We start from the raw sequence: 14,809 nt of genomic DNA on the forward strand, positions 1-14,809 counted from the left end.
GGCTGGCTGGCCGCGCACCATCTGGCGGTCACCAAAGTCCTGGTGGAACTCAAACACGAGCGCGGCCGCGAGGCGCTGGCGCCAACCGTCATCGAGATCGCGCTGGCAGAGCCCAGCTGGAGCGAGGATCACCTGATGCGCTTGCTGCGAGAGCGGCTGGCGCAGCTGCAGGTCGATGCCCCCATGATCGCGGTGCGCCTGTCCGTCACCGACGTGCAGGCCAAGGCGCCGCCGAGCGAATCGCTGTTTCCTGAGCCCGGCGGCACGCCCGAGGACCACGCCCGGGTGATGGAGCTGCTCGCGGCACGGCTTGGCGCCTACAACATCCTGCGGCCGGAGTTGCGTGCGGACTACCGGCCGGAGGTAGCCAACACCTGGGTGCCGGCCGTCGGGAAACCCCGGCCTAGCGCGGCGGCGCCCGCCCTGCCCCGCCCGACCTGGCTGCTGGACAAGCCGATTGCCTTGCTGATCCGCGACCACCGCCCGTTCTATGGCTCGCCCCTGCGCATGGTCTCTCCCCCGGAGCGTATCGAGGCCGGCTGGTGGAGCGGCGAGCTCGTGACGCGCGACTATTACGTGGCCGAGGGCCGCGATCACGCCCATTACTGGGTCTATCAGGAACGCATGGGCAGCCGGGACGGCGATGAGGCCACGTGGTACCTGCACGGGCTGTTCGGGTGAAGGTGGCGGCATGGAATCCCTGCGCACCGGCGGCGGCTTGCCCGACTATGCCGAGCTTCACTGCCTCTCGAATTTCTCTTTCCTGGAAGGCGCCTCCCGTGCGGAAGAGCTGGTCGAGCGCGCCGTGCAACTGGGCTACAGCGCGCTCGCCATCACCGACGAATGTTCGTTGGCCGGCATCGTCCGGGCACATGCGGAAGCCAAGAAGCACGGGCTCAAGCTGCTAGTCGGCRCATCGTTTCGCCTGGTCAATGCRGACGGMAGCCCCTGYGTCTCCTTYRTCGCMCTCGCCCGCAATCGCGARGGCTACGGCAACCTSTGCGAGCTRATCACGCTGGCCCGYAYSCGYACGGCAAAGGGCGCCTACCTGCTYACSCGCCGGGATCTGGAYGCCCCGGAAGGYGMCTACRCGCACCTGCGAGGCCTGCCCGAYTGCACGATCATYTTCACGCCGGAGTACTGCACRCCSGCGGAGCGGCTGGACACCCAAGCCGCATGGATCACSGCCACCTTCCCGGGTCGCGCGTGGATGAGCCTGACCCTGTTGTACCGCGCCATGGACGACATCCATCGGGCGGGCGTCATGGAAGCGGCCGCGGCCAATCACCTGCGCGTTGTAGCCACCGGACACGTGCAGATGCACGTACGCTCACGCAAGCCGCTCCATGACGTGCTGAGCGCCATCCGCCTGGGCAAGGCCGTGCCCGATTGCGGGTACCAGCTGACCCCCAACGCAGAACAGCACCTGCGCTCGCGCCTACGCTTGGCCAATGTCTACCCGCACCGGCTGCTGACCGAATCGCTGCACATCGCCAATCTCTGYCAATTTTCGTTGGATGAGTTGCGCTACGAATACCCCGAAGAAGTGGTGCCGGATGGCATCTCCCCGGCAGACTACCTGCGCAGCGAGACCTACATCGGCGCGCACCGACGATTTCCGCAGGGGATCCCGCATGCCGTGCAAGCGCAGATCGAGCACGAACTGGCGCTGATCCGCGACCTGCAGTACGAACGGTACTTCCTCACCGTATACGACATAGTCAACTTCGCCCGCTCAAACCGCATCTTGTGCCAGGGCCGAGGGTCCGCCGCCAACTCTGCCGTTTGCTACTGCCTCGGCGTCACCGAGGTGGATCCGGCGCGCGGCAACCTGCTGTTCGAGCGCTTCATCTCGAAAGAGCGCGCCGAGCCCCCCGATATCGATGTCGACTTCGAGCACCAGCGGCGCGAGGAAGTCATCCAGTATCTGTACCGCAAGTACGGCCGCACGCGGGCGGCCCTCGCCGCGGCCGTGGCAACCTACCGCCCGCGCAGCGCCCTGCGCGAGTCCGGCAAGGCCTTGGGCGTCGATCCCGCCATCGTCGACCTGGTTGCGAAGGCCCATCACTGGTTTGACGGCAAAGCGGACCTGCTCAAGCGCTTTGCGGGAAGCGGCGTCGATATCGAGAGCGAGCTGACCCAGCGGTGGGCCAACATGGCGACGCAGCTGCTGGGCTTTCCGCGGCATCTGTCGCAGCATTCCGGCGGTTTTGTGCTAGCCCGGGGAAAACTCTCGCGCCTCGTGCCGATCGAGAACGCGGCGATGCCGGATCGCAGTGTGATCCAGTGGGACAAGGATGATCTGGATGCCGTAGGCCTGCTCAAGGTCGATGTGCTGGCGCTGGGCATGCTGTCCGCCATCCACCGCGCGCTAGACCTCGTCTCGGAGCAGCGCGGTGAGGTATTCGAACTGCAGGACATCCCCGCCGAGGATCCTGCCACCTACGAGATGCTGTGCCACGCCGACAGCGTTGGGGTGTTCCAGGTCGAATCTCGTGCGCAAATGTCCATGCTGCCCCGGCTGCAGCCACGCACCTTCTACGACCTGGTCGTCGAGGTCGCCATCGTGCGGCCGGGCCCGGTGCAGGGCGGCATGGTGCACCCCTACTTGCGCCGCCGGCAAGGCAAGGAACCGGTGACCTATCCCAGCCCGGATATGGAAAAGGCGCTGTCGCGCACGCTCGGCGTGCCGATCTTCCAGGAACAGGTGATGCAGGTGGCCATGCTCGCGGCCGGCTTCTCCGCCGGCGAGGCAGACCAACTGCGTCGGGCCATGGCCGCCTGGAAGCGCAAGGGCGGACTGGAACGCTATTACGACCGCATCATCTCCGGCATGCTCGAGCGTGGCTACGAGCGCGAATTTGCCGAGAGCATCTTCCGACAGATCCAGGGGTTCGGCGAATATGGCTTCCCGGAAAGCCACTCGGCCAGCTTTGCACTACTGGTCTACGCCAGTGCCTGGCTCAAGCGCCACGAGCCAGCGGCTTTTCTCTGTGCCATGCTCAACAGCCAGCCCATGGGCTTCTACAGCCCCTCCCAGCTCGTGCAGGATGCCAAGCGGCATGGCGTCGAGGTCCTGCCAGCAGACATCACCGTCAGTGGCTGGGATTCGACGCTGGAGCCGCGCGAGCGCAGGCCGCCGGCGGTCCGCCTTGGCCTGTCCCTGCTGCGTGGCATGCGGCAAGAAGCCGCTCTGCGCATCGAAGACGCGCGCTCGGTGCGCGCATTCACCAGCACCACGGATCTGGCCCGCCGCGCGTCATTGGACCGGCACGACATCCAGGTGCTCGCCGCGGGGAACACCCTGCGCGCCCTCACCGGAGACCGGCGCCAGGCCCTGTGGCAGGCCTCCGTTGCCGTGCCCGACAAGGACTTGTTGCGTCCTGCGGACCTGACGGAGGAACTGCCAACCCTTGCGCCGCCAAGCGAGGGCGAGGAGATCGTGGGGGACTACCGGTCCATGGGGCTGACACTGAACCGGCACCCACTCGCCTTGCTCCGCGCACAACTTGCCGCGCATCGCTTCGAGCCCGCATCGACCCTCTTCGGCTACCAGAACCGCCAGCTCGCGCGTGGCGCCGGCATCGTCACGGTGCGGCAGCGGCCAGGGACCGCGAACGGGGTCCTGTTCATGACCATCGAGGACGAGACCGGTACGGTGAACGTCATCGTGTGGCCATCGGTATTGGAGCGGTACCGCAAGGAAGTCCTTGGGGCACGCCTGATCGGTGTCCTCGGGCAATGGCAATGCGAAGGCGAGGTTCGGCACCTTGTCGCGCAGCGGATGGTAGACCTCACGCCGCTATTGGGGCGGCTGCCGACCAGCGGCCGTGATTTTTGCTGACGGGGCTAGATAAGGCGCGCTTCCTGATACGATTTCGAGGATTCCTGGAGAGCTGGCAATGTGTAACAACTACCTTCCGGTGCAATCCCAGCTGCTGCGCGACGTCTATGGTGTCGAGCCACCACCCCTCGACTACCCGCCGGAGACCTGGCCAGACTATGCCGCGCCGATCATCGTAGGCGGCGACGGCACGCGCCAGGCGCTGATGGGCACATTCGGCATGGTGCCCAAGACCCGCATCCCACTGGGCGTGGCCAAGTTTGACACCACCAACGCGCGATCGGAGACGGTCGGCGAAAAGCGGTCGTTCTCCGGCCCTTGGAAGAAGGGTCAGCTCTGCCTAGTGCCGGCCGCGAGTTTCCACGAGCCGTTCTATGAGGCAGGGCAAACGAAGTCCGTGCGCTGGCGGATCTGGCTCAAGGACGAGCCCGAGTTCGCCATCGCCGGCTTGTGGCGCGCTTGGCCGGGCGAGGCCGGCGGCGAGGTGTTCAGCTTCACCATGCTGACCATCAACKCGGACACGCATCCGTTGATGAACCGCTTCCACGCCCCGGGCAAGGAAAAACGGATGATCGTGATCGTACCGCGGGCGGAATGGGACGACTGGCTGACCTGCCGGGATCCAGAAGTCGCGCGCAGCTTTCTGCGCGAGTTCCCTGCCGATCAAATGCAGGCAGAACCAGCGCCGAGATCACTCCGAATGGCCCCGACGGCAACAAGGGGCCTGTGACCCTGGGTCAGACGCTGCGAGTACGCCCTTCGGGTAAGCACAACCAATGCCCGCTTGGAGACGGTTGGCGAACGCCGCTGTTATCCCACACGCAGCTACGCAGTTACTTTCGCGCGCACCTTTGTACAGCGGCGATGGTCCGCCGCGGGCTTGCTGCCGCGGCATATCGGCTAATACTCCCTTTCGCAGCCGGAGATTAAGCGTTCGACATCAAAACAGGGCGAGAGACCCCATGCGTGCTGGTCGAGGGGTCTTCCGGAGACGCCCCCAGGGGCAAGGAGCATTCAATGGCACGTTCTTCCCGGATGCCCAGGCCGTGCGGGATTTCATGCAAGCGGAATGCGGATGGAAGGACACCGACATCGTTGCGCTCGCGAGCGCGCGCCCGCTGGAAGACTGCGACTGTAAAGCGCGCTTTGGTGAGTGGATCGTCTGGCAACCTTGCGCCGGCTGCGGTGCAAAGTTGGCCTGTGCGCCGGATGCCGTGGCCGACTATCACTGTGACGACTGCGACTACGACACCGACGAATCAATCGGGCGAACACGCGGCCGATGCCGTTATGCTCGACAGCCGACCTCGGGGCGCTACAAGACAGTCGTCGCCGTCAAGTCGACGACGATTCGGGAAGGCTTTGCAAACGAGTTAACCGCAAGTACTGGTCGAGCGCGGCTATCTCGCTCGGCGCGCCGCATAGTGTACTGATCGGCGTAGGCGTCGCTGGCGGTGGCGGTGGCGGTGGAGGTGGCGGTGGAGGTGGGATGGTCAATTGGTCTGGAGGGAATAGGTCTCATCAAGCGCCGTCCACTCCGAGTCCTTGGTCCGCTGACGAACGCGGGCCTGTTTCAAGTCGCCGTTCTCCGTGAACCAGTACTGCGCGTCGAATTCATGGATCTTGACGCCGTCCTTCATGCGCGCGGCCAGGACTCGACGCTCGGTTGACGTGTCGCCCTCAATGATCCGGTACGTCTCCATGCTGCCGTCACGTTCGAGGAAGCTGGCGATCTTGCTGGTGTTGCCGAGATAGAACATGGTTACCTGAGTGCCGTCGGGCCAGTGGACGCTTTGGAGCCGTCCGGCCGGGTCGAAGTCAAACAGGTAGGTCTTCTTCCAGGCATTCTCGTGTTCGACCTGACGGCCGTTCGCGTCGTACTTGAAGGTTCCCTGATAGTCTTGGTCGGTACGGAACGACTTGACGTGGTTGTCTTCGCCGTAGGCGAAGCGGATGGTATCGGTATTGCCTTCCCGGAGCCCAGAGATACGGCCGCGCGCATCCCGGACGATGGTCGTGGCGGCGATAACCTGCAATACACCATCCGTACTGAAACCCATCTCCGGCCGACCAACAGGAAAGATGCGCATTCCGGTGCGGCTGAGCTTCAGCGACGCGCTTTCCGCTTTGACGCCCACCTGGATGAATTCAAGCGTCTCGTCGTCCTTCATCTGCTTGACGTAGTCCGCCACGGACATATCCCTGAGCATCTTCTTCGTGGCATATGTGGGCAGAAACATGATTTCACGGCCTTTCTGGCTGGCCGTGCCGCATCGGTTGTTGACGATCGCCTGGCCGCGCAGCGACAGCCACTGCTCCAGGTCGACGTGGAACCCGCTGAGACGGAGCTTTGGATCGGACACGTGCATGGCCGCGCACCAGCCGAGTCCGAACATGCCATCGTAAGAGCTGTTTCCCTGATACGTTTGCACGAGATCGCCCCAGTCGGTGCGCGTCATGACCCATTCGTGCCAGTAGGTCAGCTTTGTCAGGTCGACTTCCGCGCGCGCCCACAGCGGCGAGCACAGCGACAGCGCGACGAGCGCATGGATCAGGCGTTTCATTTCAACGGGTTTCCTTTTGTGATAACGCCATCCTTGGCGGTGGCGGAGTACCAGCGATCGTCTCCGACGAGACGCACTTTCCCGCTGCCGTCGGGCTTTCCATGCACCATTTGCCCTTCGTAGAGCACTTCCGGCGTTTGCATCGAGCCTTTGCCGGTGATTTCGAAGAACGCATTGGTGCCGTCATGCACAATGACCTCGCCCTGGGTAGTGACGGCCGTCTTGGTGTTCACCTCGATCGACCAGTATTTGCCGGGTGTACGGCCATCAAGATCGAGTGCGGTGCCAATGCCATTGGCCTCCGAGTAGTCCACCTCGGCCATGCGGAGCTTTTCGCCGCGCAGGCCATAGGTGGCACCGCAATTCAGCTTCCCCGCATGGGGGGCGGCACCCAACGGATTGCATTTGAAATAGATCGAATAGGGCAGGTTGGACTCATCCCGTTGGTCCGGAATTGCAATATAGGTTCCCCCTGTCGCGTAGCCACCGTCGGGGTACATTTCCAGGATGATCTGTTCGAAAAGGTTCTGGCGTGTTCCTTCCAACGCCCATCTGGCCTTCGTCGATCCAAAATTTCTCTCGAGATAGGCCTTGAACCCGGGATCGATTTCAGGGGTGTAGGGGAAGTCGATCGCTGACCACTTCCCGGGGGCGCGGTTCTTCATGCTGACGACCCATGCTTTCGCGGCGAGCACCAGCACTGGATTTTCAGGATCGACCTCAGCCGGCGTCATGCGGTTCAGGCGGCTGCCCAGCGCGCCGCAGTAGTAGGCGCTACCGAACATTTCGGCCATATGTGCCCCGTGACGAATCACGGCATCGTGTAAACCTTCGATGCGCCAGGGGGAATAGGCGACCCACGTAGCCGTGAATCTCGGTAAGACCGTCGCCCGTCGCGAATCAGCGGGCTCATGGGCGGTGACCAGCGCACACATCCGATCGCTGTAGAGCACGATGCTGACGGAGCGGTGTTCCGCGATGTGGTTGGTGAAGTCCCTGTCCGACAGCGACTCGATAGATATCTTTTCGGGATGCGTGTGGACAGATCCCAACACAGCTCCCGCGCACTTCACCCCGTTGCGTTCAATGAGAACCGACTGCTGTTTGCCGCCCCTGCATCGCGCCGACTTTCCAAGTCCGGGCATGCCCCTGCCCACCAGTGCTTACACTGTCGACGGCTCTGCGCAGCCGCGTTTCCTCACGCTTGAAACCCTCGGCGTCCATGGTGGCGCGCTTCGACAACAGCGCTTGATAGGCCGCCAATGCCGCTTCGCTGCTTTGCTGGATCGCATCGGGCGTTGTCAGTTCAAGGCAGGCCCCTGCTTCCCGTCCGGTTTCGCGGGTTTCACGCACCAATTCCCAAAAGGCAGCGATCCAGGGATCGGGAATCGTGAGTTCGGCAGGGTAGTCCGCGCTTTTCGAAATGCGTTTCAATCCCGCGAGCACTTGCTCCGACTCGGAAAGCTGTTGCGCGAACACAGGCTTAATGAACGCAGCCAGTAACAGGGCGCACCCCAGTGCGAAGCAGCGTTTCCTGGTCATTATTTCCCCCTATCCCCGTTCTTTGTTCTGCCGATAGGCTCCATAACTTCGCTCGGGAAGTCAATACCGCAGATGCAGGGTAGCGGCCGAACCACCGCGCGGAGGAGATTCTCCATCTTTTCTGAGACCGGTGGCCATCGAATTCTCAGAAAAGTTGGATAGGACTTTGATTTGTAGAGAGCGTCTTGTCTTGTCAACTATTTTGGGGAACCCACACAAGGCCAGCCAGCTTGACAACGCGGAGGAAGACTGGAAAAGTTCCTGTCACCCATGTATCCGCACCAAGTAGATGGACTACCAACTGCATTTTAAAGAAGGAAAGCCACCCGAACTGGGGGCGCAGTATCTTTTCTGGATGTCCAATGGCCTGGTGACCGAGGGGGTCTATTGGCAAAGAGACGGCGCCGAGGTTGTGACGGTTTATTCCATGGTTGAGCCAATGCGGCCGGAGGCTTCAACACATGGGATCGCCAGCGTACGAGCTTGGGCGCACTGCCAGCAGGTCCGCCCGGACTAGGCGACTTCTGTGGTGTCCCCGCTGGACGATAGGCCGAACGGCTCTCCAATTGATGACGTGGCCACCCACCAGCAGCTTTTTCGGCACGGCCCTCCATGTCGATAGTTGGAATTGAATGGAAACGCCCCGTCGGGGGCATTAGGGAGCAAAAACAGATGGGTGAAGCCAAACGACGTGGTAGTCGTGACCAACGAGTGGCCGGTGCGTCCRCATCGATTCCCACACCGGAATCCGTCCGAGACAACATGGGCTTTCCGGAAACGTGCAAGTTCATAGGCTATGTTGTGCACCTCCCAGACAGCGACGAATTCCTAGCTCGTGCCACCGAGCCACAGCCAGGCGTCCTGCTGTATCAGTACGCGGCTACCCCCGGCCTTGCGAAGGTCTATCCCCAACACCACACGGCGAGCAAGGTCGCCAATGGCATCCAGAAGCATCGGACCGTGGTGGCCTTTTTGTTCGACCATGGGACTCAGTGGCTCGTGGGCTTCACGGACCCGGAAACCGAGCCGCAAAGCTGAGAAAGCGCCCCGGCAAGGGAAGGATGGTCCATGAGGTTCTACTTACAGATTGAGACCCAGCTAGGGTGGCGCTATTTGCGCCGGGGCTATTGGGACCGATCCTCCGTCGATGAGCAACGCCCCCAGGTCAAGCGAGGCGAGAATCTGACTGATGACGTCGAGCATGCGGAATGGTGGTCGCAGCGTGGCGTGCAGACCCGGCACGGGCGCTGCTCCTTCGATGTCGTTGCTACAGAGCTGCTCAAGTCCGGATACAAGACGCGGTTCGTCTCGATAGACTGGAAAGGACACCAAGGGGGAAGGGAGCTATCCTTGGAATAAGAGGGGCCGTCTCCGGGCGATCTTTTCTTGTCTCGCCATCATGCCGATAACGGCGATTACTGGTCGGCGTGCTGCGGCTCCCAAAACAAGAAAACGCCCCCGCCAGGGCACCAAGAGAAAACGCCTCCAGCTGGGGAGCAGAGGATAACGCCCACCTCGGGCCGGCAACCGAAGAGAAACGTCATGCACCTGCAGCTTGTTGTCAGCCCTTCGCACTTCGTTGATCGCTACGGTCGCCGAGTTCTGACCGATGGCGGCCAACCAGGCATGGACGGCAATGAGGATGTCGGCTCTACCACGGAGCAATATCGCAATCGCGTGGCGGCCGCCGTCTACGCCAATTGCAAGCATCTGGACAATGCCCAGTTGGGCGAGATCATCGCCTGGGTGCAGCTGTACAAGAGCAAGTGATGTCGCCGGCGATCGACGCCACGGGAAACGCCTCGGCGGGGGTAGACAGCGGCCAAGAGGGCGACGATGGACGAGGACCGTAGCTGGGACAAGACAGACTGGAAGGCACGCGCGGAAACGCTGGCGACCTTGCTGGACGGCTTCCGTGAAGACGCACGCCGCTTCCGGCATCTAATGTCGCTGGCGGAGCCGCATGCCGACGGCTGGCGCATCGAGCTGCCCAGCGATATGCCATTCGAGCGGGCGATCGACACGGACATGCAGACCCGGGCCGTCATCGCAGACCTGCAGCGCAGCGCTCGGGGTGACCAAAGCAACGCCGAATGAGGAAAACGCCCCCCCGAGCAGGGGATCAAGAAATGCCCATCCAAGGCAACTGGGAGAAAGGTAATGAGTAGCAGCGGGATGCGAGTGGAGATCATATTGAGGCGTGCGGCCGATGACCCCGAGGTGAACTCGCCGGAGTTTCAATCGGAGTTGCACACTTTTAGTGGGGCGTTAAGGTCTGCTGGAGTTTCCTATTCCCAGAGGGGAATGGCATTCGATTCCGCCGCAGCCATGGGCTATCCGCTGGCCGAATTCGCCATCAAGGACCTAGCACCGTATGCCGCCACGGTTGTGACAGCCCTGACCGCCTGGATCGGCGCACGCTATGGTCGCAAAGTGCGGTTTAAGGTAGGTGATCTCGAGTTGGAGGCCCGCTCCCCGGGGGAGATTGAGCGGCTCGTGAAGCTGGCTCACAAACATCAAGCCGAACAGATGCATCAAGAGGTTTTGCGGCTTAATGTCATTCGGAATCAGCGTTTGGAAGAGATAGCCAAGCTAACGAGCGATATGGCCATAGCCGGCAGTGCCCAGGAGGGCAATCCGCGGTTTGACGCACTCATGGCCGAGCAGAAACGCTTGTTGGAATCTTCGGAGGCTGCCAACAAGGAAGGATTGGGCCGCGTGTGAATCATGACCAACCGCCGTTGGTTTGCATGTTTTGTTCCCACGAGATCTTCGCCAACTAGCCGTATGCTCGGGAAGCGGGGTAACCTCACAGGGGTGGAGATTTGCCGGCGGCGGCATGAGGGGCACCTCTATGGCCACGCCACAAGTATCGACTATCTGATGTCCGGGCGCCATCGCCAGACTATCGACACCCTGTAGACTTTCAGTCACGCCAATTCTTGGAGCCTACTATGCCGATGACAGATCCCACCGACTCCCTGAAATCATTCCAGGAGCATTTTTCTCTTGGCGTCATTGACGTGCAGCGCGGTGCCCTCGACCAGGATTTGTTCGTCCACCAGGATCAACCGAACGGAACCCTCAGACTCACGTATGTACGACTCAAAGGGCAAACGGTAAGCGCCTTGGCAGTGTTCGTACTGACTGAGCCCATCAACGGAGCGCCGTGCTTCCAGATCGGCTACGCCGTCCCAGAGGTGTATCGGTCCCAGGGAAACGCCAAGGCTACCGTGAGCGCCGCCATTGCAGAGCTGAAGCACGGTCTTGGGCGCAATGGAGCCAAGCCGTTCTATATCGAAGCAATCGTTGGCACCGACAACCTAGCGTCGCAGAAGGTAGCTGGCGAGACTTTGACCGCAGCAACTGAGGCAATCACGGATGAAGTGTCGGGCCTGCCAGCGCTGCGCTACTTGATGAAGATCACCTACCCCTAAAGCCGATGGCTGCCTGCCAGGCGCGGCAGCAGCTGGGCGGCATTCCACGAGCCGAGAACAAAATTCTGCAACCCAACGGCCGCCTCCGGGCGGCCTTTTTTGCCACCCGGCTCCATGCGGATAACTGCTATTATGGCATGGTGTTTTTAAGGATCCCAGCGCTTGCTGGCTTCCTGCAGGCGCCGAGGCGCCTAGATCGGGACGCCGCTGTCAGAAGCTGTATGGCGCGCGGCTCCAATCCTTCAGGACCCGGTAGTCGTGCTCGGGCAACACGATGGTGCCGGCCTCGGCCGCGGCCAGGATTTGCTCCCCCGCCCAAGACCCAAGCCGATTGCCGTGCAACACGAAGAAGAACCAGGCAAATGCGTGGCCAACACGCACGTCGAATCGGAGGAGCTCGTCCCATAGTGCTAACACGGATCCGCGGCGCTTCTCCTTGACCTCTGGCAGCCTGCGCGTCGTGGTCCAAGCCGGAATCACTGTAAGGTGGCGAGACTGGTCCTGCGGGTTCGTATAGTCGCTGACCTCGAAAACCCAGTGGTCAGTGAGCGAGGCACCGTTCCGGCCCGCGCTCGATCGATCCCAGTCAGCGAAAAAACGTGCCAGCCGCGGCTTGCGGTCGCGCAACTGTGGGTACTTATCGAAGTACCGAGCTGAGTGTTCTTCACCGGTCCGAGTATTACGTGTCAGGATGATGACGCGTTCTTGTTTAGCCTTTTCTGCGTCGTCCAACTCGCTCTCAAGGCACAACACCTCCGCGAGATCGTCAATTCTCTCCAGATGGTAGGACGGGGCGCCGAACGGAATACGCGAATCCAGCGACGCGCCCTTGCAGCTGGTTTGTTCCAACAGGCTATCGAGTGACCTGGGTTGGGCGTATATATCCGCTCCAAATAGTGCCCGCTCGATCCAATGTTGATATCGGGTAACGATGATCTGGTAGAACTCCGCTGACCCCGTACCGTAAGGCGCAACAAAGCAGATGCGCTGAATCTCCGCATCCGCAAACCGTAGCTCACCGTCCTTGTGCTTACGCCAGACCGCCACCGGATCGCCGCCGGCTTCCTCAAGTTCTCCCTCCAACCAATCACGGTACTTGCCGAGGGAAGTACCATCTGGCGCGATGACAAGACAATGAGGCGTCGCGAGCGAGAATCCGTCTCGCACATTGCCAAGCCAGACAGGGTCCAGACCTGTTGAGCGACGAAGCTTTTCGATCAGTTGCTTGTGGCCACGCGAGTCCGTCGCAGCGGCGACAACCGTTTCGATTACATCGTGTGAAAGCGGTGGTCGGGAGATGGTCAACGCATCACCTTGCATAGGGTACCTTCGGAGTTACTCGGGTGTCCTGCCAGCAGGCAATCTTGCCATCCCCGAGCTTTCCAATCGAGTGTATCAGTTCGATGTGGTGTCGCCCGTCGGGGGGGATCAAGCAGCATTGAGACGCTGTTATCCTGAGGCCCGATTCGTCCGGCCATGATTTGCGCGAGTTGCAGATGATAAAAGCTTCCCTCCTTGCGAACCGAGTCCGTTGGGCAGTTGCATTCACTGCAATCTTGTTGGTGATCGCCGTTCATTACATCGCAACCGATGGCCAACCAGGCCAGCGGGCGGACGTTCACGGTGCCACTTCCGGCGACTGGTATTTTATCGTCGCGCCTACTGAACCTGACTCACTCGCGAGAGTTGACTATTTTTTCTTTAGCAACCAGAGCGAGTGCGAGAAGCGCTGGCGAGAACTACAGCAAGAGAAAGCGGTGGTTGCATCAAAGTGCAAGATCACTGCATTGAGGCAGATTTAATAATAGCCTCCGCCCCGTCGCGCGAATGGAAGAAATACTGTAGGCTTATTCCTTTCCAGCGGAGAGCTAACATGGCGACATACAAGCAACTATTGGCCGAGAAAGAGAAAATCGAGGCTCAGATTGTAGAAGTCCGCGCGACCGAAGTCGCCGGCGTGATCGAAAAGATCCGTGCTCTTATGGCCGAGCACGAACTTACTGCCGACGATCTGGCACCGAAGCGCCGTCGCGGTAGGCCGGCATTGAGCGAGAAAGCCGCTGCTGCCACGAAAGCTGAAGTGCCCCCGAAGTACCTGGACCCCAAAACAGGTGCCACCTGGTCAGGCCGCGGCCGCGCCCCGGTATGGCTCGGCAAGAATCGGGATAGGTTTCTGATCCCTGAGGCCTGAGGCCTGAGGCCTGAAAGCAAACACTGCCGCCGACGGCGCACCCCTCTACATCTCGACGGCTGCGCTGCCCTTAGAGCCGGAATCTGATGTTTGGATTGGCATCGATCGAGCCAACATTCCAGACGTAGGCTTTGCTGAACAGTCCTGGCGTGCCTGAGGCATTGTGGGAGATAACTTGGGCATTGGATGGCAAGCGAACCTCGAACTTGCCATCCACCCTGATGCCGAGATCTCTAAGACCAGCCTTATCCTTCTCCTGTAGGACCGCCGGCGCAATCGTGTAGACGCCTTCCTTGTCCCTCGTGACCGAGATAACCTTCAGAACAGGCGCGGATTCCCCCACACGCAGATCTCGCTCGATGGCCAGGTCGTAGCGACCAGCGCCAAAATAGCTGGCCTTTTGGATGCCAGGGACCTTGGCCATCTTGTTCGCTTCTTGCTTGAGGCCCTGCTCATCCTTCTCGGACAGTGGGCCCTGCCCCTTGATCTGCATTGCCGCCGGCAAAAATGTCGCCGTACCATCGTACTTGTACGTGTACGCCCCATCTGCCTTCATTGTGACAGAGGCAACGAATTTTTCCGGAATCAGGCAACCCGCAAGAAGACACGTGAAGCCGATTTCGGCTAACAGAGGGAATGATCTACGCATAGTCAATTTTGAAGTCGATGGCGAACACGCATATTATTCTCGTCTGAGTCATCGACGGCAACCCAGTGCAACGTCGACTCTCCCGGATGCAAGCCAGCGGAAGATCGGATCGGAACGCCACTAGTCGCCGATCGTCCAACCTGATGCCTTGATCAACTGCAGGACGCGCCCGACCTCAGAAGTCGCCGGCGTTGTATTGATGGTTCTATACAAGTCCTTCAGCATCTCCGTGAACGTGAGGATCTGGATCGGATTTCCAGCGAGGTTCTCAAGGAATGTCGCATTCAATTCCCAGCTGCTTCGATCTCCATGCAGTCGCGTTACGGCAGTGACATAGGTGAAAGCCGTTGCACCGGTCACGGCAAGCACTTCAGCTCTAAAGGCTTCCGCCCATTTCGGTTTCACAAGCTCTCGAAAGCCTCTCCAGGCTTCACGTCCCGAGACCTTCTTGTTCTGTTTGATCGCTTCGCACCACCATTCTGGACGAAACCCGCCCTGCCAACTTTTGCAACTGACCACCCACACCTTGTCTGGGCCGTCTTTCAGCGGATGGATCCCAATCACATCTATATCGCTGTGTAC

The 14,809-nt window shown here is 60.9% G+C and carries 16 protein-coding genes and 1 pseudogene; 11 read left to right on the forward strand and 6 right to left on the reverse strand.

Annotated features, from left to right (window positions below; translation table 11 throughout):
• The 4 genes and pseudogenes from AC1DKD_RS28865 to AC1DKD_RS28880 form a co-directional block, all read left to right on the forward strand.
• Positions 1-681 (forward strand): annotated as a pseudogene (locus AC1DKD_RS28865) (DNA polymerase Y family protein); the annotation flags it as partial.
• A gap of 10 nt (positions 682-691) precedes the next feature.
• The gene (locus AC1DKD_RS28870; RefSeq protein ID WP_477143998.1) at positions 692-3,844 is read left to right on the forward strand and encodes an error-prone DNA polymerase; all 3,153 of its coding nucleotides are present in this window, start codon (positions 692-694) and stop codon (positions 3,842-3,844) included.
• A gap of 58 nt (positions 3,845-3,902) precedes the next feature.
• On the forward strand, positions 3,903-4,574 hold the full coding sequence (locus AC1DKD_RS28875; RefSeq protein WP_477143999.1) for an SOS response-associated peptidase: 672 nt from the start codon (positions 3,903-3,905) through the stop codon (positions 4,572-4,574).
• Positions 4,575-4,806: 232 nt separating this feature from the next.
• Complete coding sequence (locus tag AC1DKD_RS28880; RefSeq protein WP_253933075.1) at positions 4,807-5,277, forward strand: hypothetical protein; 471 nt, start codon at positions 4,807-4,809, stop codon at positions 5,275-5,277.
• A gap of 60 nt (positions 5,278-5,337) precedes the next feature.
• Here AC1DKD_RS28880 and AC1DKD_RS28885 read toward each other — a convergent pair whose 3' ends face one another.
• Genes AC1DKD_RS28885 through AC1DKD_RS28895 form a run of 3 tightly spaced genes read right to left on the reverse strand, consistent with a single transcriptional unit; the run spans position 5,338 to position 7,950 of the window.
• Complete coding sequence (locus AC1DKD_RS28885; RefSeq protein ID WP_253933405.1) at positions 5,338-6,408, reverse strand: RHS repeat domain-containing protein; 1,071 nt, start codon at positions 6,406-6,408, stop codon at positions 5,338-5,340.
• Positions 6,405-7,460, reverse strand: coding sequence for a hypothetical protein (locus AC1DKD_RS28890; RefSeq protein WP_477144000.1), 1,056 nt, complete (start codon positions 7,458-7,460; stop codon positions 6,405-6,407). Before AC1DKD_RS28890 ends, AC1DKD_RS28885 begins: the two co-directional genes overlap by 4 nt.
• A 31-nt stretch (positions 7,461-7,491) precedes the next feature.
• The gene (locus AC1DKD_RS28895) at positions 7,492-7,950 is read right to left on the reverse strand and encodes a hypothetical protein (RefSeq protein ID WP_477144001.1); all 459 of its coding nucleotides are present in this window, start codon (positions 7,948-7,950) and stop codon (positions 7,492-7,494) included.
• Between the two features lie 289 nt (positions 7,951-8,239).
• Here AC1DKD_RS28895 and AC1DKD_RS28900 point away from each other — a divergent pair, with 289 nt between their 5' ends.
• From AC1DKD_RS28900 to AC1DKD_RS28925, 6 genes are all read left to right on the forward strand, one after another.
• Positions 8,240-8,467 carry a hypothetical protein gene (locus AC1DKD_RS28900; protein ID WP_477103797.1) on the forward strand — a complete coding sequence of 76 codons (228 nt, stop codon included), beginning with the start codon at positions 8,240-8,242 and terminating at the stop codon, positions 8,465-8,467.
• 245 nt (positions 8,468-8,712) lie between these two features.
• Positions 8,713-8,988 carry a hypothetical protein gene (locus tag AC1DKD_RS28905; RefSeq protein WP_477144002.1) on the forward strand — a complete coding sequence of 92 codons (276 nt, stop codon included), beginning with the start codon at positions 8,713-8,715 and terminating at the stop codon, positions 8,986-8,988.
• Positions 8,989-9,492: 504 nt separating this feature from the next.
• Positions 9,493-9,720, forward strand: coding sequence for a hypothetical protein (locus AC1DKD_RS28910; protein ID WP_477103799.1), 228 nt, complete (start codon positions 9,493-9,495; stop codon positions 9,718-9,720).
• A gap of 66 nt (positions 9,721-9,786) precedes the next feature.
• Positions 9,787-10,047 carry a hypothetical protein gene (locus AC1DKD_RS28915; protein WP_477103800.1) on the forward strand — a complete coding sequence of 87 codons (261 nt, stop codon included), beginning with the start codon at positions 9,787-9,789 and terminating at the stop codon, positions 10,045-10,047.
• Between the two features lie 207 nt (positions 10,048-10,254).
• Positions 10,255-10,674, forward strand: a complete 420-nt coding sequence (locus tag AC1DKD_RS28920; RefSeq protein WP_477103801.1) for an eL43 family ribosomal protein — start codon at positions 10,255-10,257, stop codon at positions 10,672-10,674.
• Between the two features lie 236 nt (positions 10,675-10,910).
• Positions 10,911-11,387, forward strand: a complete 477-nt coding sequence (locus AC1DKD_RS28925) for a GNAT family N-acetyltransferase (RefSeq protein ID WP_477103802.1) — start codon at positions 10,911-10,913, stop codon at positions 11,385-11,387.
• A 210-nt stretch (positions 11,388-11,597) separates the two neighbouring features.
• Here the strand turns inward: AC1DKD_RS28925 and AC1DKD_RS28930 are convergent, their stop codons facing one another.
• Complete coding sequence (locus tag AC1DKD_RS28930) at positions 11,598-12,692, reverse strand: hypothetical protein (RefSeq protein ID WP_477103803.1); 1,095 nt, start codon at positions 12,690-12,692, stop codon at positions 11,598-11,600.
• Positions 12,693-13,260: 568 nt separating this feature from the next.
• Between AC1DKD_RS28930 and AC1DKD_RS28935 the strand changes: the two genes are divergently transcribed.
• Positions 13,261-13,578 carry an H-NS histone family protein gene (locus AC1DKD_RS28935; protein ID WP_477103804.1) on the forward strand — a complete coding sequence of 106 codons (318 nt, stop codon included), beginning with the start codon at positions 13,261-13,263 and terminating at the stop codon, positions 13,576-13,578.
• A gap of 70 nt (positions 13,579-13,648) precedes the next feature.
• Here the strand turns inward: AC1DKD_RS28935 and AC1DKD_RS28940 are convergent, their stop codons facing one another.
• Positions 13,649-14,227, reverse strand: coding sequence for a hypothetical protein (locus tag AC1DKD_RS28940; RefSeq protein WP_477103805.1), 579 nt, complete (start codon positions 14,225-14,227; stop codon positions 13,649-13,651).
• Positions 14,228-14,347: 120 nt separating this feature from the next.
• A partial coding sequence (locus AC1DKD_RS28945; protein WP_477144003.1) for a hypothetical protein occupies positions 14,348-14,809 on the reverse strand: 462 nt, incomplete at its 5' end.

It is taken from the genome of Cupriavidus sp. 05T313 (assembly GCF_056396665.1).

Coding starts and splice junctions, on each gene's coding strand:
- AC1DKD_RS28900 (WP_477103797.1), top strand. CDS start 8,240: ATGGACTACCAACTGCATTTTAAAGAAGGAAAGCCACCCGAACTGGGG.
- AC1DKD_RS28880 (WP_253933075.1), top strand. CDS start 4,807: ATGCGTGCTGGTCGAGGGGTCTTCCGGAGACGCCCCCAGGGGCAAGGA.
- AC1DKD_RS28935 (WP_477103804.1), top strand. CDS start 13,261: ATGGCGACATACAAGCAACTATTGGCCGAGAAAGAGAAAATCGAGGCT.
- AC1DKD_RS28925 (WP_477103802.1), top strand. CDS start 10,911: ATGACAGATCCCACCGACTCCCTGAAATCATTCCAGGAGCATTTTTCT.
- AC1DKD_RS28910 (WP_477103799.1), top strand. CDS start 9,493: ATGCACCTGCAGCTTGTTGTCAGCCCTTCGCACTTCGTTGATCGCTAC.
- AC1DKD_RS28895 (WP_477144001.1), bottom strand. CDS start 7,950: ATGACCAGGAAACGCTGCTTCGCACTGGGGTGCGCCCTGTTACTGGCT.
- AC1DKD_RS28885 (WP_253933405.1), bottom strand. CDS start 6,408: ATGAAACGCCTGATCCATGCGCTCGTCGCGCTGTCGCTGTGCTCGCCG.
- AC1DKD_RS28905 (WP_477144002.1), top strand. CDS start 8,713: ATGGGCTTTCCGGAAACGTGCAAGTTCATAGGCTATGTTGTGCACCTC.
- AC1DKD_RS28915 (WP_477103800.1), top strand. CDS start 9,787: ATGGACGAGGACCGTAGCTGGGACAAGACAGACTGGAAGGCACGCGCG.
- AC1DKD_RS28940 (WP_477103805.1), bottom strand. CDS start 14,227: ATGCGTAGATCATTCCCTCTGTTAGCCGAAATCGGCTTCACGTGTCTT.
- AC1DKD_RS28920 (WP_477103801.1), top strand. CDS start 10,255: ATGGCATTCGATTCCGCCGCAGCCATGGGCTATCCGCTGGCCGAATTC.